Here is a 21,955-nt window from a genome sequence, read left to right on the forward strand (position 1 = left end):
GGTTCAGCGCCCCGCGCCGCGCACGCCCACGTAGACCGAATAGACCGACGAGGTCGCGGTAATAAACAGCCGGTTGCGGTTCAGGCCGCCGAACGTGAGGTTCGACACCACTTCCGGCAGCAGGATCTTGCCAAGCAGCTCGCCTTGCGGCGAGTAACAATGCACGCCGTCTGCGGCGCTGCTCCAGACGTTGCCGTATTCGTCCACGCGAAAGCCGTCCGGCATGCCATTCGACATTTCGATGAAGACGCGGCTATTGCGCAGCACGCCGCCCTCGACGTCGAACACGCGGATATGGCGCGGGCCGCCCTCCACGTGTGACGCGCCCGAATCGGCGATATAAAGCCGCGACTCGTCCGGCGAAAACGCCAGCCCGTTCGGCTTGACGAAATCGTCGGCAACGCGCCGCGCTTCGCGTTCACCGCGTGCGAGCGCGTAGACATGACAGCCGCCAAGTTCGCCATCCGCGCGAAAACCTTCGTAGTCGCTCATGATCCCGTAGTCGGGATCGGTGAACCAGATCGTGCCCTGCGAATCGACGATCAGATCGTTCGGCGAATTGAAGCGTCGGCCTTCAAAGTGCGAAACCAGCACCGCCACGCTGCCGTCGTGCTCCGTGCGTGAAATGCAGCGCCGGCCGTGCTCGCAGCTCACGAGCCGGCCTTCATGGTCGCGCGTGTTGCCGTTGCTGAAATTCGCGTTGATGCGAAACACGCCCACGCCCATGCCGGGCGCCCAGCGCATCATGCGGTTGTTGGGAATGTCGCTCCACACCAGCATGTCCCACGCCGGAAAATACGCCGGCCCCTCGGTCCAGAGGCAATCGCCGGCGATCTTTTCCAGCGGCGCGTTCGCCTGGATCAGCGAGCGAAAGCGCGCGTCGTGCACCTCGTAGTCGTTCTGCTTCATGCGCGTTTCTTTTCCGCCCAGGGCAGTTCGTCTTCCACGTAGGCCTTGACGATGGCATGGAACGACGCATCGCCCGAGAAGCCCAGCTTTTTCGCGCGCGTGACGTTCCAGCTCGACGGCCAACTGCTGACGATGCGCTCGATCACCTCGTCGGGCACCCACTCCACGCGCCCCACGGCCTTCAGGCCGCCGAACTTGCTCAGCTCTTCGATCATTTCGTCCACCGTCGTCGATACGCCCGGCAGATTGACGATGCGCCGCGTGCCCAGCGCTTGCGCATCGATCTCGCTGGCCGTTACGAGGCACTGCACCGCCTTGCGCGGCGACAGCAGCCAGATGCTGGTCGAGCCGCTCACGGGGCACACGGCCGTCTCGCCGTTTAGCGCCTCGCGCACGATGCCGCTCGCGAACGACGACGCCGCGCCGCTCGGACGCCCCGGCCGCACCGCGACGGTCGGCAGGCGCAGCACGCGCCCATCGACGAAACCGCGCCGCGAATAATCGCCGATCAGCAGTTCGGCCATTGCCTTCTGCACGCCATACGACGACTGCGGATCGAGCGCGGTATCGTCCTGCACTTCCTCGGGCAGCGCGCCGCCGTAGACCGCCACCGAACTGGTGAAGACGAGTCGCGGATGATGTCCGCGCGCGCGGCAGACTTCGAGCAGCGCACGCGTGCCATCGAGATTGATGCGCAGGCCCAGATCGAACTCCGCTTCCGCCTCGGCGCTCAGGATGGCGGCCAGATGGAAGATCACGGCCGTCTCCGTGTCGATCAGGCGCTCCAGCACCGCACGATCCGCCACATCGCCGGTTTCGACGCGCACGCGCGCATCGTCAGGCAAAGGCGACGCCGCGGGCGTGGTGTCGAGCAGAATCAGCTCGGTGATCGGCTCGGGCGTGCCGGCGTTCTGCAATGTCTTGCGCAACGCGCCGCGCGCGAGCAGATCGCGCGCAAGACGTTGCCCCAGAAACCCCGCACCACCGGTAATCAGCACTTTCATGTTCGATTGCTCCGTTCATGCTTGTGGGAACTGCGACGACTGAAACGGACCTGCGCGCCGCCAAATGACGTCAGCGCGCCGGCATATAAGGCCGGATCCAGCCGAGACCCGCCGACGCCGTCGTGCGCGGACGGTACTCGCAGCCGATCCAGCCGGTATAGCCGAGCGCATCGATGCGCTCGAACAGCCAGGGATAGTTGAGCTCGCCACGATCGGGCTCGTTGCGACCGGGCACGCCCGCGATCTGGATATGACCGATGCCCGACATATCGCGTTCGAGCTTCACGCTCAGATCGCCTTCGACGATCTGGCAGTGATAGCAGTCGAACTGGACCTGGAGATTGGGCGCACCGATTTCCTTGCAGATGGCGTGCGCGTCATCCTGGCGATTGAGCAGATAGCCCGGCATGTCGCGCGGGTTGATCGGCTCGATCAGGATCGTGACGCCTTCGGCCTGTGCGGCCTGCGCCGCGAAGGCGAGGTTCTTCAGATACGTTTCGCGCTGCGCCGCGCGCAGTTCGGGCGACGCGACGATCCCCGCCATGACGTGCAGCTTGCGGTTGCCGAGTACGCGCGCATAGGCCAGCGCCTGATCGATGCTGCGGCGGAATTCGTCTTCGCGGCCGGGCAAGGAGGCAATGCCGCGCTCGCCGTTGGCCCAGTCGCCCGGCTGCGTGTTGAACAGCACTTGCGTGAGCCCTGCCGCATCGAGCCGCGCCTTCAATTCCTCGGGCGTGTACTCGTAGGGAAACAGATACTCGACCGCCTCGAAACCGTCATGCGCCGCCGCCGCGAAACGGTCTGGAAAAGCGTGCTCGGTGTACATCATGGACAGATTGGCGGCAAAACGAGGCATCGAAAACTCCGGGGACGAACGAGGTGGTAAAACTGGCTTCACAGCGCTTTTCACAACGCATTTCACCACGCATTTCACAAAACTGGCAGCAAATCATTCTAAAAGCGCCTCACTACGCCAGCATCCGCGATAACCCTGAGACCGGTAACACGCTTGCGCCATCCGGCCGTCCGACAACAAACTGCACCGAGCCTTACATGGCATGTAATATGGAGCCTCTCGTGTGCGCGCCGCGCATTCAGCCCATGCGTGGGCATTCATACGCATTCGTACCCGTTCGTACCCGCTTCAACTACCTCTGCCGGTGATCTCCCTTTCCCGCCTTTCGTTTGCCCTCTGCGCCCTGCTACTCGCCAGCTTCACGGCGAGCGCCAGTCTCGCCGCCACGCCACGCTCGCACCACGGCGTGCCCCACGCGCATGTCGCGGCGAAGAAGAAAAAACTCACGCGCAAGCCGCGTCCGGTGCATCGCGCCACGCCCGCCGTCGTCACGAGCAAGCTGCCGGAGGCGAAACGGCGAGCGAAAGCAGCGCAGCGCACCAGACCCCGCCACCTGCCGCCGTCGCGCGCCTCCCTCGGCACAACGGCCCTGCCGACTGTCGCGAGCGCTTCAAGCGCCAACGCGCCGCGCCTGCTCGCGCGCTGCGGCTTCACGATGGCCTCGCGCACGCGGCTCTTTTCGCGCAATGTCTATATCGTCGATGAACAGACGCACACGCAGCTCTATGCGCGCAACGCCGATCACGTCGTACCCATCGCTTCGGTCTCCAAGCTGATGACCGCCGTAGTCTGGCTCGACCAGCGCCGCGCGCCGCTCGCGCAACGCATCGGCGTCACCAGCGCCGATCTGGACACGCTCAAGTTCACCAGCTCGCGCCTCTCGGTCGGTTCGAGCCTCACGCGCGCCGACATGCTGCATATCGCGCTGATGTCGTCCGAGAACCGCGCGGCGGCGGCACTCTCGCGCGACTATCCGGGCGGCCGCCCCGCCTTCGTCGCCGCGATGAACGCCAAGGCGCGCAGCCTCGGCATGGCGCACACGCACTTCGTCAACGCCACGGGCCTCTCGCCGCACAACGTCTCCACCGCGCGCGAACTGGCGAATCTGGTGCGCGCGGCCAATGGCTATCCGCTGATCCGGCGCTATTCGACCGACGACGAGCAACAGGTGCCGACCGGCCACGGCGAGCTTCAATATGTGAGCAGCAACCGTCTCGTGCGTTATGGCCGCGTCCAGGCGAGCGTGCAGAAAACCGGCTTCATCAACGAATCCGGCCACAACATGGTGATGCGCTTGATGGTGCATGGCCGCCGCCCCGTGATCGTGACGATGCTCGACAGCGCGAGCGCCGAAGGCTCGCGTCTGGACGGCGAACGGATTTCGCACTGGCTCAATTGCTCGCTGCGTTAGCCCCAGCAAAGCCGTTGCGCTACCGCTTCGCAAACCATTACAACGGCAGCGCATGCGTCGACAGAATCTCCTTGAGCACCATGAAGGATCGCACCTGCCGCACGCCCGGCAGATACAGCAACTGCTCCGCATGCAGCCGGTTGAAGCTTTCGCTGTCGCGCGTGCGCACCAGCATGAAGTAATCGAATTCGCCCGTCACCACGTGACACTCCATACAGCCTGAGACCTTGCGCGCCGCCTTCTCGAATTCGGCGAAGGCCTCGGGCGTCGATCGATCGAGCACGAAGCCGATCACCACCACCATCCCCGCGCCCAGCGCTTTCGGATCGAGCAGCGCCACCACGCTGCGAATCAAGCCCATCTCCTTGAGCCGCTCCACCCGCCGCAGGCAGGCCGGCGCGCTCAGCTTCACCTTGCTCGCCAGACTCACGTTCGAGATCGACGCATCCGTTTGCAACTGCCGCAGGATCGCGCGATCGATGCGGTCCAGCACCGGCGCGGCAGGCGCGGCGGCGTCGGTTTTGCGGGCTAATTTCATTGCGTGCTTCCCATACAAGACGAACGAAAAGTTTGTCGGCTGATGACTTCACGCCTCCAAAGTAAGTAATCGATATTTATTTCGCAAGCTCATTTTTCGCGTGCATTTCTATCATCCTTCTATCGCGACGGAACAATCCATCCTCGATAAACCAGGGAGCGACACATGAACCTCGACCGATTTCCCCGTTATCCACTCACGTTCGGCCCCAGCCCGATCCAGCCGCTCAAGCGTTTGTCCGCGCATCTCGGCGGCAAGGTCGAGTTGTATGCGAAGCGCGAAGACTGCAATAGCGGCCTCGCCTTTGGCGGCAACAAGACGCGCAAGCTCGAATACCTGATCCCGCAGGCGCTCGAACAGGGTTGCGACACGCTGGTTTCGATTGGGGGCATCCAGTCGAACCAGACGCGCCAGGTGGCCGCCGTGGCCGCGCATCTCGGGCTCAAATGCGTGCTCGTGCAGGAGAACTGGGTCAACTATCACGATGCGGTGTACGACCGCGTCGGCAATATCGAAATGTCGCGCATCCTGGGTGCGGACGTGCGGCTCGTGCCCGATGGTTTCGACATCGGCATCCGGCCCAGTTGGGAAGACGCGCTCGAAAGCGTGCGCCGTGCGGGCGGCAAACCGTTCCCGATTCCGGCGGGTTGTTCGGAACATCCGCTTGGCGGGCTGGGCTTCGTGCGCTTCGCCGAGGAAGTGCGCGAGCAGGAAGCGCAGATGGGCATGCGCTTCGACTACATCGTCGTATGCTCGGTGACGGGGAGCACGCAGGCCGGCATGGTGGTGGGCTTCGCAAAGGATGGGCGCGCCGATCGCGTGATCGGCATCGACGCATCGGCCAAGCCGGCGCAGACGCGCGACCAGATCGCCCGCATCGCACGTCATACGGCTGAAATCGTCGAGCTCGGCAAGCCGGTTCGCGACCACGACATCGTGCTCGACACGCGCTATGGCGGCCCGGAATATGGCCTGCCGAACGACGGGACGCTGGAAGCGATCCGGCTATGCGCGCGGCTCGAAGGGATGCTGACCGATCCGGTCTACGAGGGCAAATCGATGCAGGGAATGATCGACAAGGTGCGGTTGGGCGAGTTTCCGGAAGGCTCGAAGGTGCTCTATGCGCATCTGGGCGGCGTGCCCGCGCTCAACGCGTATAGCTTCCTGTTTCGCGACGGTTGAGCATCATGCGCGCCGCCTTCGATGTCGACGCCTCGCGCACATCGCGGCTGCGCGCGCCCTGATCGCTTCCACAGGTGTGCGCCGTGATCGCGCGCTATCCCGTTCAGGGCTAGTCGTTCGATCCCGCGTAATTCACCACCTCGACCCGGTTCGCGCCCTTGCCCACCGGATACTGTCTGGTCTCATGCAACGCGCCCGTCTTCGCATCGATGCGATAGACGCTCATGGTCGGCGACCACTGCCCGACTGCGAACAGGCAACGCCCCGAAGGATGTCGCCGATACCGCGCCGAAGCAAGCCATCGGCCTGTCCGGTTCGATCTTCAATATGTTCGGCAACGTGGGCGGCATCGTCACGCCCATCGTGATCGGCTATCTGGTGGCGAAAACCGGTTCGTTCGACAGCGCGCTGGCATTCGGCGGCGTGAACGCTGCGGTCACGGTCTTCAGCTATCTCGTCATCGTGAAGGAGATCAAGCGGGTGGAAGTGGCTTGAAGCGGTCTTCGCGCCCACGCCGGGAATCATCGACGCACTCGCCGCACCGCCTGCGCAGCACAACAGCATCGGCCAGCGCGATCCCCAGCGCGAAATCGCCAGAGCGCAAGCCAGCGCGCCAATCACATCGAAGTCTCCCCATCGTTTTTGTTGCGTGTGCATGCGCGCTTTAGCGCGTCAAGCTGGCGTCCACCAGACGCACGAGTTGCAGCAATGTTTGCGTGCAAGGCACTGCCATCGATACGGCGCGCGCGGCCTCGACAACCGCGCCGTTGATCGCCTCGATTTCGGTCCTGCGGCCCGCCAGCACGTCCTGCAACATCGATGGCCGATGCGAGCGATGATTCGCCAGCGCATGGCGCACGTTCGCGACCATATGCGTCTCGTCGACGGCAACGCCAGTGGCGCGCGCGACCGCAGCCACTTCGGCGACGATCTTCAGCGCGAGCTCAGGGCCGTCGGGCACGTTCGAGAGTTCGCCCACCGTGCATTGCGTGATCGCGCAGAGGCTGTTGAGCGCCGCATTGAACGCGACCTTTTCCCAGATCGTGATCCACACGTCAGGGTCGGCGCTGCATGCCAGGCCCGCCGAGTTGAGCGCCGCCACCGTGCGCGCGACGCTCACGCGCGTTTCGCCATCGGCGCTCATCAGGCGCGTCATGCCGCTGCCATGCGAACTCACACGGCCCGCCGAAGGTTTGTCGGCGGGCCACGTCGTCACGCCCACCATGATGCGTTCGCGCGGCACGCTGCGCGCAAGGCGCTCGACATTGCCCAGCCCGTTCTGCAGTGACAGCACCGAGGTATGCGGGCCGATCAAAGCACGCGCCGCATCGAGCGCCGCTTCGGTGTGCATCGTCTTCGTGAAGACGATCAGCAGCTCGGGCGCGCGCTGCGCCGCTTCGGGACGCAGCGCGCGCAACTTCACGACCACACGCTCGCCCCTGTCGGTGGACAGGCGCAGGCCGTCGCGGCGGATCGCCTCCAGATGCGCTTCGTCGATATCGAGCAGCGTGACATCGTGCCCCGCCTCCGCCAGCAGACCGCCGAACAACGACCCCATCGCCCCCGCGCCGAGAATCGCTATCTCCATCGTTTCATGCATTGCAGTCTCCTTCACACGTTGTCACGTTGTTTTATCCGAAGTCGTCAGCCGACGACGATTTCCACCAAGGCTGGCCACTGTACAGCCAACGCTTCGCGTAGCGCACCGGCCAACGCCACGACGTCCTCCACCGCGCCGCCCACCACGAAGGCGGGACGCGCACAGCCATCGAGGAGCGCGCCGATGCGCGTGAAGTCGATGACCGCATCGCGCACTGTCCACGTCTGCCGGGGATTGCCGGGATTGAATCTGCTGCGGCGCGCTGCCTGTCATTGCGCGATCTCCGGTTTGTTGAGCCTGTCGAATCGGGCATCTTGAATCGTCGATCGATTATCAGCGTCCCTCGGGTAACCAAAAATTTCCGATTCTGGCAAAAGGCATTACCTTTGGGCATGACCTACACCTTCCAGCATCTTCAGGCCTGCGCGACCATCGCCGAGTGCTGAACACGGAAGCATCAGTTGGCACGATTGCCGCCATAAGCGGACAAAAAATGCGCCATTTTGTGGTTCTGAATATTATGCCGAAAGCGGTGATACGCGTCGTTTTTGAGCCACGATAGGGAATTAGCGCGGGGCGCTGCTCAGGAGAGGGCCGCGGATGGAGGATTCAATGTGGGCTTTCAGGCGCAACAGTAAGATATGCTTAGCGACTCCACCCCGGTGGAGTTAAAGCAACGCCCGCAGGCATAGCGGGCGCGTCTGTCGTGACCCGCTGTCGCTGGGAGACCGCGTTAAGATAAACAGCCGGACGCGAGCAGTTCCTTAAACGCGGCTGAACGACTGCCTACCTCAGGCGAATACGCGCAGCACCGAACTGATGTCCGCTGCGTTAAACCCTAACGATGCGGCCTGCCGGTAGCAACTTTCCGCCGTATCAAGTAATGGCGTGGGGGCATGCGCATCAGCAGCCAACTGGCGCACAAGTTCCAGAGATTTGGCAAAAGACGCGATGGTCCCGCCCTGAGGACTGAAGTTTTCCCTGGCCATGCTTGGGCCACGAACCGCCAGCATAGAGGAACCTGCTGCAGACGTTGACAAGGTTTGCACAATCGATTGTGCGTCAAGGCCATAACGTGTTCCCAGGGCGATAGCCTCGGCAGCAGCCGCTGTATGGATTGCCACAAGTTGAACTGCCAGCAGCTTCATAGTCGCAGCTGCCCCGAAATCACCCAAGAACATTACCCTGTCGGCCCATGCATCAAATACATGCGCTATCGCAGCAAAAGCAGACTCGTTACCGGACACGAATACACTCGCCTGCCGGGCCGCAATCATGAACGGCGTCCCGCTAACCTCGCAATCGAGCATACTTGCGCCATAATTCGCGGCGATAACGCGTGCACGTTCTTTCAACTCCAAAGGGTACGTTCCAAGGCTAACGATGACATGATCGGGAGTTAGAGCACCGAGAAACCCCTCATCACGAAAAAGGGACTCTACAGCGTCACCATCTGGCAATGTCAGGAGGACCACTCGCGACGAACGAACTACCGCTTCTGCGCTAGAACAGGCTATCCCACCTTCACGGACAAACTCTTCCATTGGGGAGCGTCGGAAGGCGTTGACATACACTTGACGCCCCAATAGGTGTTTTGCGATCTCGGTACCGACTGCTCCCAGCCCGATGATTCCGACATGAGAAGTCTGCGTCTTCAATAACCTGGTCATCTTGTCCTCTACTCAACTGACGCTGCGCCGTTAGAAAACGAAACCTTCATCGTTAGCCCGCCTTCCATCAGAAGCCATTCGCGCAGTTGATAAGTGATGACGCCTTGACTGACCAGTGGATCTGTTTCGGCCACTTCGCGCGCCTGGTCGAGGCCAGTGACTCGTAGAATTGTTAGTCCGCCGCTTGCACCAGGGGGAGCTCCGCTACTTAGAAATGGCCCCGACGCGAAGATGAGCCCCTCCTTTTCCTTTGCGACCATCCAATCCAAATGCGCGCTCAGATCGAGGTCACTCATTTGCCTCCCGGTTGACTCGCGAAGCATGACAACAAGCTTGAGGTTGAGCATCCTTGCAAGAACCTCCTGAAGTGTACCGGTCATTGTCTTTCCATCAGTTTGGTTAGCAAATCGTCTCGCATCCTCCAACTACACTAGCGACGCAAAAATTACTTTCAACTGCAATGCTTGTGTTTGCAAATATACGACGAATGGTGATGGTTTTCATTGACGAGAGATATTCAGGTTAACCACTATGAGTGCTTCCGGGCGACAACCAGCCCTCGCCGAATCTGCTAGTGACCGTCAGGAACCGCGTTCGCAAGATGACATTGGCCCGCGAGTGGCAATCAAAAGATAGAGGTCCGGCTACTTAGAAGAGCTACATTTTGACCGGCGTTTTGAAGGAATCGCCATTCAGCGAGGAACGGAGGATAATATCCAGAATCGCGTTGGAGATCCGCCAATCCGATTCAGGGCAAAACATCCTTCGCAAGGCGAAACGGTCGGGAGACAATGTGGACCAGAAGGTACTTTCCGTCATGATCGCCGACGACCATACAATCGTCCGCGCGGGGATCGCAGCGCTCCTGACACACTATGCAGGATTCGAAGTGATCGGCGAAGCCAATAATGGCGTGGAAGCCGTGGAAATGTACCGCACGCACCGGCCGGATGTCGTCTTGATGGATTTGCGGATGCCTGAGATGGGTGGCGTGGCTGCAATCACGCAAATCAAATCGATAAATTCCAATGCCGCAGTCGTAATTCTCACCACGTTCGATGGTGATGAAGACATCTATCGCGGGATGAAAGCCGGCGCCAAAGGTTATGTTCTGAAGGACGCAAAGCCTGACGAGCTCATAGACTGTATCAAGGCCGTGAATCGGGGTCAAAACTATATTCCTTCCAACGTTGCGGCTAAACTGGTCAACCGGTTTGCGTCGCTTGAGTTGACAGACCGAGAGACTGAAATCCTCACCCATGTAGCAAACGGCGAGTCGAATAAGCGCATTGCGTCAAACCTCGAGATAACGGAGGGGACGGTAAAAACGCACATTGCGACAATTCTGGGAAAACTGGATGCGACCAGCCGTACAGAAGCGGTAGCGATTGCCCGCCGTAGGGGCCTCATTGAAGACTGAAGTCCGGCGCAAAATATCGTCCTCAACATCGTGAGACAAAAACACAATTGCAGGCGATCTGCGCTAGCCGGAGCGCCCTCGCGTCGCCAGGCCGGGCGCCTCATGTTCAGCGAGGGGTAACACTCAGAGGTGGTGCATCGACGGGATAGACAGCCCCTCGCTGCCGTGACGACAATCGCATTGAAGTTTCAAACTTATCTGGACTAGCAGCACGGCGTCACGCGCAAACTCCAGCTAGCCGATCCCTGGCATAGAGATGAAATTGCGCAACCCTTTCATCCGTTCGACCCACCTTGCAATATTTTTGAATTTGCTCATATCTATTCCTCCTTCACCAGCAAGTGCGGTATACGGAAAACACGCAATATCCCCGATTGTCGGCTGTCCAAGTTCAACCCATTCCCGGTCCGCCAGATGATGGTCAAGTATTTCGAAGGCTCTCACGGCTCCCGCCTGCAGCTTCGGCAAATCCATTTGATAATTCAATATCTTCACCAGGCGGGCACCGGCTGAGTTCATGATTTCACCGCCGCCTGTCGACAGCCACTGGCTGATTTTTCCCATCGCTTCGGCATTATCGGGATACCATGAATTCGTCGTATCGTAACGTTTTGCAAGATAGACGAGAATGGCCTGGGCATCTCTTAAACGCAAGTCATCATCTTCAAAAATTGGTATTTCCCCAAACGGGTTAAGCTTGAGATACGTTTCCGTCTTGTGCTCCTTGTTCACGAAATCCACGGGTACTTTCTCGTAGTCAAGCCCAAGAAATGACAAAAACAGGCGAACTTTGTAGCAGCTTCCCGACAGTTCAAAATCATAAAGGCGGCGCATTTGATCCTCCGGATGATGGCACTCTCATCTACCAGCAGCTTTGGCGTGCCACGAAACATGGTCGGCCACAAAGGTCGATACAAAGTAGTAGCTGTGATCAAATCTCTCGTGTCTTCGCAAAGTAACCGATTGCCCGGCAATCCGGCACGCCTCCTCTAACAATTCAGGTTTCAACTGCGAATGAACATACTCGTCTGCCATGCCTTGATCTATCAGAATCCCATCGGGAAAGCGCACACCGGTCGACGTCAAAAGCTCGCAGGCGTCGGCGCGCCGCCACGCCTGCTCGTTACCACCAAGATAACGAGGAAGCGCATGCCGGCCCCACGGGGAGCGCATTGCCGAGCAAATTGGCGCGAAGGCACTCACCGAGCCGAATATTCGTGGATACTTGAAAGCGAGGGTTAGAGCGCCGTGCCCTCCCATGGAGTGACCGGTGATTCCCACAAACGATCGACCCAACCCAAACTCGGCGACGACGATCGGAATCAGTTCCTTGACGATATAACTTTCCATCTTGTAGAACGAGGACCACGGAGGCTCGGTAGCGTCCAGATAAAATCCTGCGCCGCCCCCAAATTCCCAACTTTCGGATTCTCCCGGGATGTTCGCTCCGCGCGGGCTGGTGTCCGGAAAAAGGAGAGCAATTTTCGCCTGGGAGGCGTACGCCTGTGCGACCGCCTTGCTGGCAAACGTCTCCTCATTGCATGAGAGGCCGGCAAGGCATACGAGAAGTGGAACGTTAGAAAGGTTGCCGGTTTCAGGAACGAACAAGCCAAACCTCATTGGCAGGCCAATAATGGTCGAGTCGTGCCGATAGAAACGCTGCCAGCCAGAAAAACTGGCGTGCTGATTGAGCAGTTTCATGACTTTCGGCCTAGAAGACGACCACCGATCGTATGGATTCTCCCCGTTTCATCAGACTGAACCCCTCATTGATGTCCGCGAGCGTGAGATGATGCGTGATTAGCTCATCAATATTCAGCTTGCCTTCCATATACCAGTCAACAATCCTGGGTACATCGGTGCGTCCCCGGGCACCACCAAACGCTGAGCCTTTCCACTGACGTCCGGTCACCAGTTGAAAAGGTCGTGTGCTGATTTCCTGACCGGAAGCGGCCACGCCGATAATGAACGACTCGCCCCAACCCTTGTGACAACACTCCAACGCCTGGCGCATGGTAGTTACGCTACCGATGCATTCAAACGAGTAGTCCGCGCCGCCGTCCGTAATTTCAACAATTCGCGCGACAACTTCGTCAACATCGGTCGGATTCACAAAATGAGTCATGCCATATTTTTCCGCGAGCGGGACACGGGACGGATTAATATCGACGCCCACAATTCTGTTCGCGCCAACCATCTTCGCACCCTGTATCACATTCAGCCCTATGCCGCCCAGACCGAAAACCACCACATTGGCGCCGGCCTCCACCTTTGCCGAGAACACCACTGCGCCCACGCCTGTCGTAACACCGCAGCCGATGTAACAGATCTTGTCAAAAGGCGCATCCTCTCTAACCCTGGCGACCGCGATTTCGGGCACTACGATGTAGTTGGAAAAAGTAGAAGTTCCCATGTAGTGGAAGAGCGGCGCCCCTCCAACGGAGAATCGAGATGTGCCATCTGGCATCAAGCCTTGGCCTTGTGTTAACCGGATAGCCTGACACAGGTTTGTCTTGCGCGAGAGACAAAACTTGCACTGCCTGCACTCGGGCGTGTACAGCGGGATTACATGGTCGCCCTTCCGGACGGAATGGACATCGGCGCCGACGTCGACGACGACGCCGGCTCCTTCATGACCTAAAATCGCCGGGAAGACGCCTTCCGGGTCCGCTCCGGAGAGCGTGTAGTAGTCGGTATGACACACCCCTGTAGCTTTTACCTCAATCAGGACCTCTCCCGCGCGGGGGCCGTCAAGATCGACCTCTTCAACGGTCAATGGCTCACCTGCTCGCCAGGCGATTGCGGCCATGGTCTTCATTTGACGACTCCCGGGCTGGTTGAATATCTTTATAGTCTGGCAGTTGCCACGGCTAGCGCGCGCCCAATGATGGTTAAGACGCCCTATCCCAAAAGGTGGACCGCGTCGACATGACCGCTCAGAATTCGAGCCGGGCCCAATGCGCCGATACGAAATATGCTTCGAGTCACCTCTTTGGCTGACCGCGAACGCCCGTTGGCGCAAATGAGATGTGAAACCGCGAATTGTGTGTTTCGCTTGGGTTGTCGTCATCGGCCTCGCATTTCCGATCTGAGAGCCAAGGTTTCCGGCTGGGACGTCGATAAAAAGGCCTGCATTTCTGCAGGCCAGAAAAAAGCGGGGAACGACACCCGCTGGAGGTGAGGATGAACGCGGAACTGTTTTCGCCAGTACCTGACCAAACACAGCACTATACGGACTGATACGCACCTGCTGCGTAAGTGAGTTCGTAACTATGCGAATAGATCTCGAGGATATTACCGAAGGGGTCCTCCATATAGACCATTCGGTAAGGCTTCTCGCCCGGAAAGTAGAATCGCACAGGCATTCGCTGCTTCCCGCCAGCCGCCACAATTTCTTTCGCCAGACCCTCAACATCGGGATCCTGAACACAAAAATGAAAGATGCCCGTCTTCCAGTATTCAAAGTTGTTATGCGGATTTTCACTGTTAGTGAACTGGAAAACCTCGACTCCGATTCGATCTCCCGTTGACATGTGTGCGATTTTGAAATTTCCCCAGCCTTTTCCGAACACGTCGGTACACATCACGCCGACGGCTGACTCATCCTCAGTAATTGTGGTCGGTGGCATGATGAGGTACCAGCCCAAAACGCTCGTGTAAAAGTTCACAGCCGCCTCTACGTCAGGCACGGACAGCCCGATGTGAGAGAAAGATCGCGGATAGGCTTTGTCATGCGACATGAGAAACCTCCGTTAAGCCGCAGCAATGTGCGTCCGTCGATACGAGCAGCAACGCGTCGAGTGACTTTGTCTACAATAACCTGGTAGCGTCGCCGTTACGCTCATCCTTCCTGCCTCAGGACCATGAGCGAGAGGCCTGCAAATCCCATTAATCCGATTGTCGGCCCGCAAATCCAGATTCGGCCATGTGAATGGTCTTGAGCACCGCAACCTTCAGCATCGCCTGCCAGTCCGGAGCATCCGCAGGATCCAAGCCCCTCTTCGCTTGCCAGTTCATGGTGAAATCGAGTTCGCATCCACTATCCGTAACCAGAATCATGTTAGTTACGAAGCCTCGATAGACCGGGTGGTCGACAAGTTTGAAGACTATCGTCATAGACCGGGCGTCCCAAACAATCAATTCGTGGATGGGATCGCCAGGCCCGTGCATCATGCGCTCGACAGCGTTATCAGCGTATCGCCTCAGGATCTCCGCGGACGTAACATCGGGAACGTATCTTTCTGGACTCTCGATTTTATCGAGCAGAAGTTCCCAGAGGATCTTTGGTGATGCCGTTGAAGCCGTGCGGTGCATTGCGAGCGCCATGTCGTCTCCAGGAAAGATTCAAAACTCCACGATCGCCAATGAAAAACTAACAGAGCGCCAGCACGTTCGCATCTCTCTTTTTGCATAGGAGGTGTTACCGAGAACGTAACAGCACTGGCTTACTTCTTCGGTCACCAGGTGGCGGCGTGGAATTCACCCTTATCTCTCTGCTCATCACGCCGCGGCAGTTGCCTACCCGTCTATGCGCTTCAAAAGAAGCGCGAGGCATACGCCGGATACCGCACATGCAAATGCGAAGCGGTAATTGTCAGCGAGTGCCAGTGTGGTCGCCTGCACGCGAACGGCCCTGTCTAACAAGGCGAATGCTGACCCCGGAATGTCTGCGGCGCTTTGCGGCGCAGCCCCAAATGGGATGCTCTCGGCTACGAGTCGGTTCACCGTCAGCGGGTCGTACAACGAGACTTTGAGCCCCAGAACATTGGAATGGAACTGCTCACGCACACGTTCGAGAACACCAATCGACGTTGCGCCGACTTGACCACCGAACAGCCGCGCCGTTTGCACAACAGCACCAAATGTCAACGCGTATTGCAGCGTCACGTGCTTCGAGAAATAGTAGATGATTGACGTAAGCGCCATGGTCTGCCCAAGGGCCTGAATTAGCTGGGACGGTATGAACTGAGTCTCCGCCCAGTCCGGCGTGATTAGACTTCCCATTGCGAATGCAAGCGCGATCGTCGCAAAGCCCGTCACGATTATTTTTCGTGGATCAATGCGGAGCAGCACCATCGCGACCATCGGAGCAAATAAGAACTGAGGAATAGCCACCCATCGTAGGGTCTCCCCAACCTGCAACGGCCTCAGTCCACGTACTATCGACAAATACAGTGGCGGTATGAAATTCGTGTTGAGTACCATCAGTCGGACCAGCACAACGAGGCAAACCATCAGCGCAACGTTTCGTCTTAGAAAAAATGTCAGGTCTAAACCCGGATGTTCTGCTACGAATTCCCTCACGATAAATGCTGCGATTAATACGATCCCGCAATACACCAGCAAGCCAATGATTGGAGACTGGAACCAGAACAAGCGCTCACCTTGATCAAGCGCGGCATAGAGGAGACTAAAGCCCGTGGCTCCGAGCAACATCCCGATGTAATCGCCCTTCCCGGCCTGTGCTTTCGTCGGCTCGGCGGGCATGGCAGCCAGCAAGGCTGCAATGAAACCCACTGCCAGTACTGCGTTTTGCCAGAACAGCCAGTGCCAAGACAAATGCTCGCTATACCAGCCTTCAAGAGTCGCCGAAAGATTCAGGGACATCTCCAGGTTCATCGCGTAAGCTGCGACACCGAAGGGAACGAGATTCGGAGGCAGGGCCCGGATGACGAAACCTACGGTGACGGGCACAAACACTCCAGAAGCGGCACCGGCCAAGGCCTGCAGAGCCAGAAATGTGGGATAACCGCCAGAGAGCGGCAGGAGAGTCTCCGCAAGCAGAAAGGTGCAGGCCCCCGTGAGCAGTACGCGCCGCGTCCCCATCACAAAGGCCGCCCAGACCGCGATCGGTCCGACGAACATCTGGGCAACGGTGAAGGTCGTGTTGATCCAGGCGCCCTCGTCAAATCCGACACCAAGTGCGCCACGAATGTCGGCCAAACCGAGGACAGTAATACGCGACGTCAGTGTGGAGATAATTGCGCCTAGCAACACGGCAAATATTGCGGCCACCGGTCGGGTCTTGAGCTCCCGGAAATCAGTGCTGAGAGACGGCTTCCTGCCAATGATCGCGTCTGTCATAGCGTGCTCGGTTTCCGTGGGACGTCAGCGAAGAGTACCGCTCGGTGGCGCGCACACCACACATCAAGTTGCAGGCCTTTCCCTATTCCTTTTGATAGACGCCCCCCTGCGCCGCCGGCAACAGGTCAAGCAGATAAGCACGTGATTAAATTGATGTGCCGATTTGAACAGCAGGAGACGCTGTGTCTGAGGTGCAGAAACCAATCGGAACAACCAGGACCGTCAGGGGCATCGCCTTTCTGGCGCTTCTCGCATTTGCAGCAATCCTTGGCGCAATCATCTATTTTGCCTACCGGAGCGGCGAGAGGAGCACCGACGATGCTTACGTTACCGGGCATCTGCACCCTATATCGTGCAGGGTTTCCGGCACTGTCGAAGCGGTAATGGTTGACGACAACCAATTTGTACATGCGGGCGATGAACTCGCCCGGATTGACACCCGCGATTTTGAAGTTCGTGTGGCTCTTGAGCAGGCGAGAGTCGAACAGGCAATTTCCAACCAGGAAAGTGCGCGCGCTGCGATTGACCAGGCCAATGCAACCATTGCGAGTGCGGCCGCAGACAGCAGGAAAGCACAACTCGATTTTGCGCGAGCGGGTGAACTGATCCGTGAAACACCCCGTGGATTATCCCAGCAGGAATACGACGCTTCCGAGGCTGCGCAGGCTTCTGCACGAGCGAAGCTGCAACAGGCCTATGCCCAGTTGGAGGCTGCCAAAGCCAACCTCGTTGCAGCCCAGGCCGTTGAACGACAAAGTCGGGCAAATGTGCGGGACGCGAGCTTACAACTATCTTATACACATATACTTTCCCCTGTCGACGGCTATGTCGGACGAAAGACCATCGAAACAGGAGCCCGAATTTCCGCGGGAGAGACGCTTCTGTCGGTAGTCGAGCCTCGAGTATGGGTTGTCGCGAACTTTCGCGAAACTCAGCTAAGTCGGGTCCAGGTGGGAGACCCCGTCGAAATCTCCGTTGACGCGCTGCCCGCACTTAAACTTCACGGGCACGTTGACAGCGTCTCACCGGCGACGGGTGCCCAGTTCGCCCTTCTACCTCCCGATAACGCCACAGGTAACTTCACTAAAGTCGTGCAGCGGGTCCCCGTCAAAATACTGCTCGACAATTTCGACCACGGGCGCGCGCGCTTAGCGCCCGGTCTTTCGGTTACGGCAACGCTTGACGCGAAGCCTGCTCATGAATCCGACTAATAATCGAAATCGCCAGGCGCGTTTCGCATTTGGCCCGTTATTACTGTCAGGGGCATTTTTACTTACGGGATGCAACCTCGCGCCGAATTATGTGCGCCCGCAAGTTTCTGTAGACGGATTCTTCGCTCATCGCCAGCAAGCACCTGGAGGACAAGCGCCGCTCGGTCAAAATTGGTGGACCGCTTTCGGCGACGCCCAGCTTGATTCGCTGGTCGACAATGCCTTGGCTGCAAATCTGGACCTCAAGACGGCTGTCGCGCGCATTGAGCAAGCCCGAGCAGCGCTCGAGTCTTCTGATTCGTTCCTGTGGCCAACGGTCGATACTCGCCCAGGCTTCACGCGAAATCGCGTATCTGGCACGGTGGACAATGCTCTACCCAAGCGGATGATGCGAACGTGGGCGGTTCCATTGAACGCAAGCTACGAAGTCGATCTTTGGGGACGCGTAAGAGGTGACATCAAAGCAGGAGAGGAAAACCTCCTGTCTTCGGAAGCCGCCGCGGAATCTGCCAGACTGAGCATAGCAGCGGAAGTTAGCAGTCTCTATCTGACGCTCAAGTATACGGACCTCGACATAATCCAGCTGCGGCATGCAATTGATCTGCGGCGCGTCGCTCTTCAGCTAAATGAAGGTCGCCGCAAGGCTGGAGTCGCCAGCGATCTCGACGTCTTACGTGCAGAAACAGAACTAAGCACGACGGAGGCAGACCTCGCAGATGCGGTTCAGACCCGCGAAAACCTTGTGGACGGACTGGCGGTCCTTTGCGGCCGCTCTGCTACGGACTTCACCGTGTCTACGAATTATTCGCCCTTGACGATCCCAGTGGTACCTGTTGGATTGCCTGCGGAGTTGATTGAAAGGCGACCGGACGTCTACGCGGCGGAGCGTCAGTTGATTGCCGCGAACGAACAGATAGGCATAGCAAGGACCGCTTACCTGCCCTCCCTGACGCTAACCGCTGACGGCGGCTTTGCCAGCCGCGACCTTGGCACCTTCCTCGATAGAAACAGCTCTGTCTGGAGTCTGGCTGTCGGCCTGGGGCTCACGATTTTTGACGGAGGACGCCGCGACGCCTTGGTACGTTCGGCAACGGCGGGCTATGACGGCACGCGGGCGCTTTACGAAAAAAGCGTCCTTGAGGCTATACGTGAAGTTCAGGATTCGCTGAACGATATCGAAGCTAGCCGTGCCAGAGTGACAAAGTACGTCGAAGCCTCAAGAACCTCAGAAGCAACCGCGAGCCTTTCGCGCAGCAGATACCGGCATGGGTACATCAGCTATTTCGAGGTTGTCGATTCCGACCGTAACGCCCTTAACGCACAAAGAACACTGATCCATAGTCAGCAGGCTCTCGCTGTATCGACCGTGTCGCTTGTCAAAGCTTTGGGCGGTGGCTGGCAATCCTCGGACCTGGAGGTCAGATCGGCGTCTGGCGGCCCGGCAAGGTAAGAGAGTAAAAGCGGGACACTGCCTTAATGCCAGCTGACGCAGTTTTGAAATCAATCCGGTCGATGCTCACTTTGGCGTCACTTTACACCGTATCCAGCATGCCTCTGAGCTTTGAGCTAAGGTCCGCTTGCGCGTGAAGCCCATCTCGAACTCTTGTCATCACTTGCGCACGAACTTCCGCCGTGGCAGAGATTTTTTCCATTGATAATAAAACGTCATGAGTGCGCGAAATACCAACCTCGGCGTGCTCAATTACATCTTCGATGCCATTCACCGCTTTAGACGCAGCATCGTTCAGTGCGCTTGCGATGATACCAATCTCGCGGCTGGCATCTGCAGACCGCTCAGCAAGCTTTCGCACCTCTGCAGCAACGACCGCGAAGCCCTTACCTGCTTCTCTCGCGTGAGCCGCCTCAATCGTTGCATTGATCGACAAGAGGCCGGTCTGACGTGCGATTGCCTGCATGGTCTCGACAATCGGCCGAATCGACTGGGACTGCGCAGATAGTCGCTGGAAAGTGACGGCCGACGCCCGAGCAAATTCCGCAAGCTTATCGATTACTTTTGCCGCCTCCTGCGTGTTATTTGCTCCGTCAGCCACGTATTTTGCGGCGTCTCGCGCAATGCCTGAGGCCTCTTCCATTGCTTCAATGGACTGCCCAGAGCACGCAACGAGCTGACCTATCAGCGGTTCAATTAACGGCCGGAGGTCGTCCTGAACGCCATTGACATCACCAAGAGCATGGTCCGCAAAATGAGCAGAGCACTCCTCAGCCCTGGTCGGAACCAGCGCATCCATCTGCGATTGTCCAGTCATGCTCCGACGCCGGGCAGCGCTCCACGCCACGAGAGCGATTACGGCATTAGTGGCAGCACTAATCGCTAGCCCGGTGCATGCAATCGTCAGGCTACCGGCCGACGCAGTAGATACCAGCCACACAGCAATGACGAGGCATGCCGCAGAAAGCATAAGAGATATCCACCGAAAAGCTTGCATAACTCTACCTGAACGGAAAATGAAATACGCAGGTTGGGGAGCACAGCTGCGTAATGCAACGTTACCGGCCTATTTCACAGCCACAGAAGGAGCGCGACGTGCGCCTGAGTGACGCCACCCTGACGATACACATTGATTCCGCAACCGATCATTTGACTATCGTGTTTTCCAGCACACCAATCTTTTCGATTTCGAGCCTTACAACGTCGCCAATCTTCAGGAATTTTCTGTGAGCCATTCCCACGCCGGCGGGAGTCCCCGTAAGGATGACGTCTCCGGGATAGAGCGTGGTTCGCGAACTCAGATAGGCAATCTGCTCCGCAACATTGAAAATCATGTTGCTGGTGTTGGAGTCTTGCATCAGTTCGCCGTTGACCCATAGCTTCAGACCGAGGTTATAGGGGTCTTCGATGAATCCGGAGGGTACGAGTGAAGGACCCAAGGGGCACGAACCGTCAAAGCACTTCTGCGATACCCAGTCGTATGCGAAGGGTGAGTCTGCCGGGGCATCAGCGCGTTTCACATGATCTCGGGCGGAAAGGTCATTAGCTACGCTGTAACCAGCGACGTAGTCCATCGCCGACTCAATCGAAATATTCTTTGCCTGCCTTCCGATAATCACTGCGAGTTCGATTTCCCAATCGAGCTTTGTCGAATAAGCGGGCAACTGGACGTGAGCACGGTGACCGGTGAGCGCGCTGCGCGGCGTCTTAACGAAATGCCAAGGCAACTGGCCGGATGCCTTCGGGTTCTGGATTGGCACCCCCAGTACTCGCGACATCTCCTCCATGTGATCAACGTAGTTGGCGCCAGACCCGTACACAGCTGCCGGATTCACAACCGGCGAATGGAGCACGACCGTCGAAACCGGAACGCCTGCAAGCTCCCTTCCGCGTATTGGAAAATCCAGCGCGTCGACCGCCGTCGCAATCTCTCCGACCGCTGCCTCCCAGTTTTCAAGTATGCCCAAAACCGACTGATACTCCGGTCGAGTTTTGCTGATTAGAGCGGTCAATGCTTCCACAACGGGATAAACCTTGTCGCGGACGAGAATCCCGGCAGTTGGTATCCTGGCGGAAGACAGATATGTAACAAGCGAGAACGGGGCTGTCATCAAATGAACCTTCGGCTATTTTTGCAACGTCTTACATTACTTCTAGAAGCGGTCACCGAAATCGAACACATCGTCATGCTGGAAACCATCGTAATGCTGGATTTCCCACCAGTTATGATCAAGATCCTCGATGTAAAACGAGTAGACACCGTGCTGCAAAACCACGTCTGTCACCTGGCGTATCCCATAGTCACTTTGCTGGCTTTTAGCGGCATCGTGGGCAGCGTCTACTTCTTCGCGACTCGAAACGTCGATGCCCCAGTGGTTCAACAGGTTCGTCGGATGGAGGTCATCGCCGACCTCAACACAAAAAATATGGAATTTGTTGTGCCCAAACCGAATGGCCATTGCCGGCATCGCATGGCGAACGCACTCAAGCCCGAGGAACTCTTCGTAAAAACGGCGCGACTCATTGAGATTGCGGCACTCCAAGGTGCCATGCCCAAGCGCGTACGGTTTGACAATCGACGGCTTTGTTGCATCGGTGTGTGACGTTTCGGTGTTCATGA

23 protein-coding genes and 1 pseudogene are annotated in these 21,955 nt (G+C 58.2%); 6 read left to right on the forward strand and 18 right to left on the reverse strand.

Features of this window, described 5'->3' with window-relative positions:
- Window positions 1-3: 3 nt before the first annotated feature.
- From F4827_RS22865 to otnI, 3 genes are all read right to left on the reverse strand, one after another.
- Window positions 4-909 (reverse strand): SMP-30/gluconolactonase/LRE family protein, encoded by a 906-nt coding sequence (locus tag F4827_RS22865; protein WP_183727549.1) that lies wholly within the window; start codon window positions 907-909, stop codon window positions 4-6.
- The gene (gene denD, locus F4827_RS22870) at window positions 906-1,913 is read right to left on the reverse strand and encodes a D-erythronate dehydrogenase (RefSeq protein ID WP_183727548.1); all 1,008 of its coding nucleotides are present in this window, start codon (window positions 1,911-1,913) and stop codon (window positions 906-908) included. Before denD ends, F4827_RS22865 begins: the two co-directional genes overlap by 4 nt.
- Window positions 1,914-1,983: 70 nt before the next feature.
- Window positions 1,984-2,769, reverse strand: a complete 786-nt coding sequence (gene otnI / locus F4827_RS22875) for a 2-oxo-tetronate isomerase (protein ID WP_183727547.1) — start codon at window positions 2,767-2,769, stop codon at window positions 1,984-1,986.
- 304 nt (window positions 2,770-3,073) lie between these two features.
- Between otnI and F4827_RS22880 the strand changes: the two genes are divergently transcribed.
- On the forward strand, window positions 3,074-4,180 hold the full coding sequence (locus F4827_RS22880; RefSeq protein WP_311674222.1) for a serine hydrolase: 1,107 nt from the start codon (window positions 3,074-3,076) through the stop codon (window positions 4,178-4,180).
- 37 nt (window positions 4,181-4,217) lie between these two features.
- Here the strand turns inward: F4827_RS22880 and F4827_RS22885 are convergent, their stop codons facing one another.
- On the reverse strand, window positions 4,218-4,718 hold the full coding sequence (locus F4827_RS22885) for an Lrp/AsnC family transcriptional regulator (RefSeq protein ID WP_183727546.1): 501 nt from the start codon (window positions 4,716-4,718) through the stop codon (window positions 4,218-4,220).
- A 165-nt stretch (window positions 4,719-4,883) separates the two neighbouring features.
- On the opposite strand from F4827_RS22885, the gene F4827_RS22890 reads away from it, so the two are divergent.
- Window positions 4,884-5,900 carry a 1-aminocyclopropane-1-carboxylate deaminase gene (locus F4827_RS22890; protein ID WP_183727544.1) on the forward strand — a complete coding sequence of 339 codons (1,017 nt, stop codon included), beginning with the start codon at window positions 4,884-4,886 and terminating at the stop codon, window positions 5,898-5,900.
- A 109-nt stretch (window positions 5,901-6,009) separates the two neighbouring features.
- Here F4827_RS22890 and F4827_RS22895 read toward each other — a convergent pair whose 3' ends face one another.
- Window positions 6,010-6,126, reverse strand: a complete 117-nt coding sequence (locus F4827_RS22895; RefSeq protein ID WP_183727542.1) for a hypothetical protein — start codon at window positions 6,124-6,126, stop codon at window positions 6,010-6,012.
- Between the two features lie 47 nt (window positions 6,127-6,173).
- Here F4827_RS22895 and F4827_RS22900 point away from each other — a divergent pair.
- A pseudogene (locus tag F4827_RS22900) lies at window positions 6,174-6,395 on the forward strand (MFS transporter); the annotation flags it as partial.
- A 169-nt stretch (window positions 6,396-6,564) separates the two neighbouring features.
- Here the strand turns inward: F4827_RS22900 and F4827_RS22905 are convergent.
- The 4 genes from F4827_RS22905 to F4827_RS22920 all read right to left on the reverse strand — a co-directional run bounded on the left by F4827_RS22905 (window position 6,565) and on the right by F4827_RS22920 (window position 9,550).
- Window positions 6,565-7,488, reverse strand: a complete 924-nt coding sequence (locus F4827_RS22905; protein ID WP_183727661.1) for a ketopantoate reductase family protein — start codon at window positions 7,486-7,488, stop codon at window positions 6,565-6,567.
- A gap of 56 nt (window positions 7,489-7,544) precedes the next feature.
- Complete coding sequence (locus F4827_RS22910) at window positions 7,545-7,715, reverse strand: hypothetical protein (RefSeq protein ID WP_183727540.1); 171 nt, start codon at window positions 7,713-7,715, stop codon at window positions 7,545-7,547.
- Between the two features lie 576 nt (window positions 7,716-8,291).
- On the reverse strand, window positions 8,292-9,170 hold the full coding sequence (locus tag F4827_RS22915; protein WP_183727538.1) for an NAD(P)-dependent oxidoreductase: 879 nt from the start codon (window positions 9,168-9,170) through the stop codon (window positions 8,292-8,294).
- 8 nt (window positions 9,171-9,178) lie between these two features.
- Window positions 9,179-9,550 carry a YciI family protein gene (locus tag F4827_RS22920; RefSeq protein ID WP_183727536.1) on the reverse strand — a complete coding sequence of 124 codons (372 nt, stop codon included), beginning with the start codon at window positions 9,548-9,550 and terminating at the stop codon, window positions 9,179-9,181.
- A 413-nt stretch (window positions 9,551-9,963) separates the two neighbouring features.
- On the opposite strand from F4827_RS22920, the gene F4827_RS22925 reads away from it, so the two are divergent.
- Complete coding sequence (locus F4827_RS22925; protein ID WP_311674217.1) at window positions 9,964-10,590, forward strand: response regulator transcription factor; 627 nt, start codon at window positions 9,964-9,966, stop codon at window positions 10,588-10,590.
- Window positions 10,591-10,824: 234 nt separating this feature from the next.
- Here the strand turns inward: F4827_RS22925 and F4827_RS22930 are convergent, their stop codons facing one another.
- The 6 genes from F4827_RS22930 to F4827_RS22955 all read right to left on the reverse strand — a co-directional run bounded on the left by F4827_RS22930 (window position 10,825) and on the right by F4827_RS22955 (window position 16,674).
- Entirely contained in the window at window positions 10,825-11,424 is a 600-nt protein-coding gene (locus tag F4827_RS22930) for a glutathione S-transferase family protein (RefSeq protein ID WP_183727534.1), read from the reverse strand.
- Between the two features lie 24 nt (window positions 11,425-11,448).
- On the reverse strand, window positions 11,449-12,291 hold the full coding sequence (fghA, locus tag F4827_RS22935; protein ID WP_183727532.1) for an S-formylglutathione hydrolase: 843 nt from the start codon (window positions 12,289-12,291) through the stop codon (window positions 11,449-11,451).
- 10 nt (window positions 12,292-12,301) lie between these two features.
- The gene (locus F4827_RS22940; protein ID WP_183727530.1) at window positions 12,302-13,408 is read right to left on the reverse strand and encodes an S-(hydroxymethyl)glutathione dehydrogenase/class III alcohol dehydrogenase; all 1,107 of its coding nucleotides are present in this window, start codon (window positions 13,406-13,408) and stop codon (window positions 12,302-12,304) included.
- Window positions 13,409-13,817: 409 nt separating this feature from the next.
- The gene (locus F4827_RS22945) at window positions 13,818-14,330 is read right to left on the reverse strand and encodes a lactoylglutathione lyase family protein (protein ID WP_183727528.1); all 513 of its coding nucleotides are present in this window, start codon (window positions 14,328-14,330) and stop codon (window positions 13,818-13,820) included.
- 148 nt (window positions 14,331-14,478) lie between these two features.
- Complete coding sequence (locus tag F4827_RS22950) at window positions 14,479-14,916, reverse strand: AtaL-like protein (RefSeq protein ID WP_183727526.1); 438 nt, start codon at window positions 14,914-14,916, stop codon at window positions 14,479-14,481.
- Between the two features lie 192 nt (window positions 14,917-15,108).
- A complete protein-coding gene (locus tag F4827_RS22955) occupies window positions 15,109-16,674 on the reverse strand; it encodes an MFS transporter (RefSeq protein ID WP_183727524.1) in 1,566 nt (521 codons plus the stop codon).
- Window positions 16,675-16,856: 182 nt separating this feature from the next.
- Between F4827_RS22955 and F4827_RS22960 the strand changes: the two genes are divergently transcribed.
- Together F4827_RS22960 and F4827_RS22965 are read left to right on the forward strand one after the other, a co-directional pair.
- Entirely contained in the window at window positions 16,857-17,885 is a 1,029-nt protein-coding gene (locus F4827_RS22960; RefSeq protein WP_183727522.1) for an HlyD family secretion protein, read from the forward strand.
- Window positions 17,872-19,335 (forward strand): efflux transporter outer membrane subunit, encoded by a 1,464-nt coding sequence (locus F4827_RS22965; protein ID WP_183727520.1) that lies wholly within the window; start codon window positions 17,872-17,874, stop codon window positions 19,333-19,335. The genes F4827_RS22960 and F4827_RS22965 overlap by 14 nt, the downstream gene beginning before the upstream one ends.
- 82 nt (window positions 19,336-19,417) lie before the next feature.
- Here the strand turns inward: F4827_RS22965 and F4827_RS22970 are convergent, their stop codons facing one another.
- The 3 genes from F4827_RS22970 to F4827_RS22980 form a co-directional block, all read right to left on the reverse strand.
- Complete coding sequence (locus F4827_RS22970; RefSeq protein ID WP_221303782.1) at window positions 19,418-20,152, reverse strand: methyl-accepting chemotaxis protein; 735 nt, start codon at window positions 20,150-20,152, stop codon at window positions 19,418-19,420.
- Window positions 20,153-20,480: 328 nt separating this feature from the next.
- Window positions 20,481-21,446: a fumarylacetoacetate hydrolase family protein gene (locus F4827_RS22975; protein ID WP_183727515.1), complete on the reverse strand. Its 966-nt coding sequence runs from the start codon at window positions 21,444-21,446 to the stop codon at window positions 20,481-20,483.
- 42 nt (window positions 21,447-21,488) lie between these two features.
- The gene (locus tag F4827_RS22980; protein ID WP_183727513.1) at window positions 21,489-21,953 is read right to left on the reverse strand and encodes a VOC family protein; all 465 of its coding nucleotides are present in this window, start codon (window positions 21,951-21,953) and stop codon (window positions 21,489-21,491) included.
- Between the last annotated feature and the right edge of the window lie 2 nt (window positions 21,954-21,955).

It is taken from the genome of Paraburkholderia bannensis (genome assembly GCF_014200455.1).
Lineage (GTDB): Bacteria > Pseudomonadota > Gammaproteobacteria > Burkholderiales > Burkholderiaceae > Paraburkholderia > Paraburkholderia bannensis_A.

Excerpts from the sequence above, each read along its gene's own strand:
- F4827_RS22865 (WP_183727549.1), bottom strand. The coding sequence starts at position 909 with ATGAAGCAGAACGACTACGAGGTGCACGACGCGCGCTTTCGCTCGCTG.
- denD (WP_183727548.1), bottom strand. The coding sequence starts at position 1,913 with ATGAAAGTGCTGATTACCGGTGGTGCGGGGTTTCTGGGGCAACGTCTT.
- otnI (WP_183727547.1), bottom strand. The coding sequence starts at position 2,769 with ATGCCTCGTTTTGCCGCCAATCTGTCCATGATGTACACCGAGCACGCT.
- F4827_RS22885 (WP_183727546.1), bottom strand. The coding sequence starts at position 4,718 with ATGAAATTAGCCCGCAAAACCGACGCCGCCGCGCCTGCCGCGCCGGTG.
- F4827_RS22890 (WP_183727544.1), top strand. The coding sequence starts at position 4,884 with ATGAACCTCGACCGATTTCCCCGTTATCCACTCACGTTCGGCCCCAGC.
- F4827_RS22895 (WP_183727542.1), bottom strand. The coding sequence starts at position 6,126 with ATGAGCGTCTATCGCATCGATGCGAAGACGGGCGCGTTGCATGAGACC.
- F4827_RS22905 (WP_183727661.1), bottom strand. The coding sequence starts at position 7,488 with ATGGAGATAGCGATTCTCGGCGCGGGGGCGATGGGGTCGTTGTTCGGC.
- F4827_RS22915 (WP_183727538.1), bottom strand. The coding sequence starts at position 9,170 with ATGACCAGGTTATTGAAGACGCAGACTTCTCATGTCGGAATCATCGGG.
- F4827_RS22920 (WP_183727536.1), bottom strand. The coding sequence starts at position 9,550 with ATGACCGGTACACTTCAGGAGGTTCTTGCAAGGATGCTCAACCTCAAG.
- F4827_RS22930 (WP_183727534.1), bottom strand. The coding sequence starts at position 11,424 with ATGCGCCGCCTTTATGATTTTGAACTGTCGGGAAGCTGCTACAAAGTT.
- fghA (WP_183727532.1), bottom strand. The coding sequence starts at position 12,291 with ATGAAACTGCTCAATCAGCACGCCAGTTTTTCTGGCTGGCAGCGTTTC.
- F4827_RS22940 (WP_183727530.1), bottom strand. The coding sequence starts at position 13,408 with ATGAAGACCATGGCCGCAATCGCCTGGCGAGCAGGTGAGCCATTGACC.
- F4827_RS22945 (WP_183727528.1), bottom strand. The coding sequence starts at position 14,330 with ATGTCGCATGACAAAGCCTATCCGCGATCTTTCTCTCACATCGGGCTG.
- F4827_RS22950 (WP_183727526.1), bottom strand. The coding sequence starts at position 14,916 with ATGGCGCTCGCAATGCACCGCACGGCTTCAACGGCATCACCAAAGATC.
- F4827_RS22955 (WP_183727524.1), bottom strand. The coding sequence starts at position 16,674 with ATGACAGACGCGATCATTGGCAGGAAGCCGTCTCTCAGCACTGATTTC.
- F4827_RS22965 (WP_183727520.1), top strand. The coding sequence starts at position 17,872 with ATGAATCCGACTAATAATCGAAATCGCCAGGCGCGTTTCGCATTTGGC.
- F4827_RS22970 (WP_221303782.1), bottom strand. The coding sequence starts at position 20,152 with ATGACTGGACAATCGCAGATGGATGCGCTGGTTCCGACCAGGGCTGAG.
- F4827_RS22975 (WP_183727515.1), bottom strand. The coding sequence starts at position 21,446 with ATGACAGCCCCGTTCTCGCTTGTTACATATCTGTCTTCCGCCAGGATA.
- F4827_RS22980 (WP_183727513.1), bottom strand. The coding sequence starts at position 21,953 with ATGAACACCGAAACGTCACACACCGATGCAACAAAGCCGTCGATTGTC.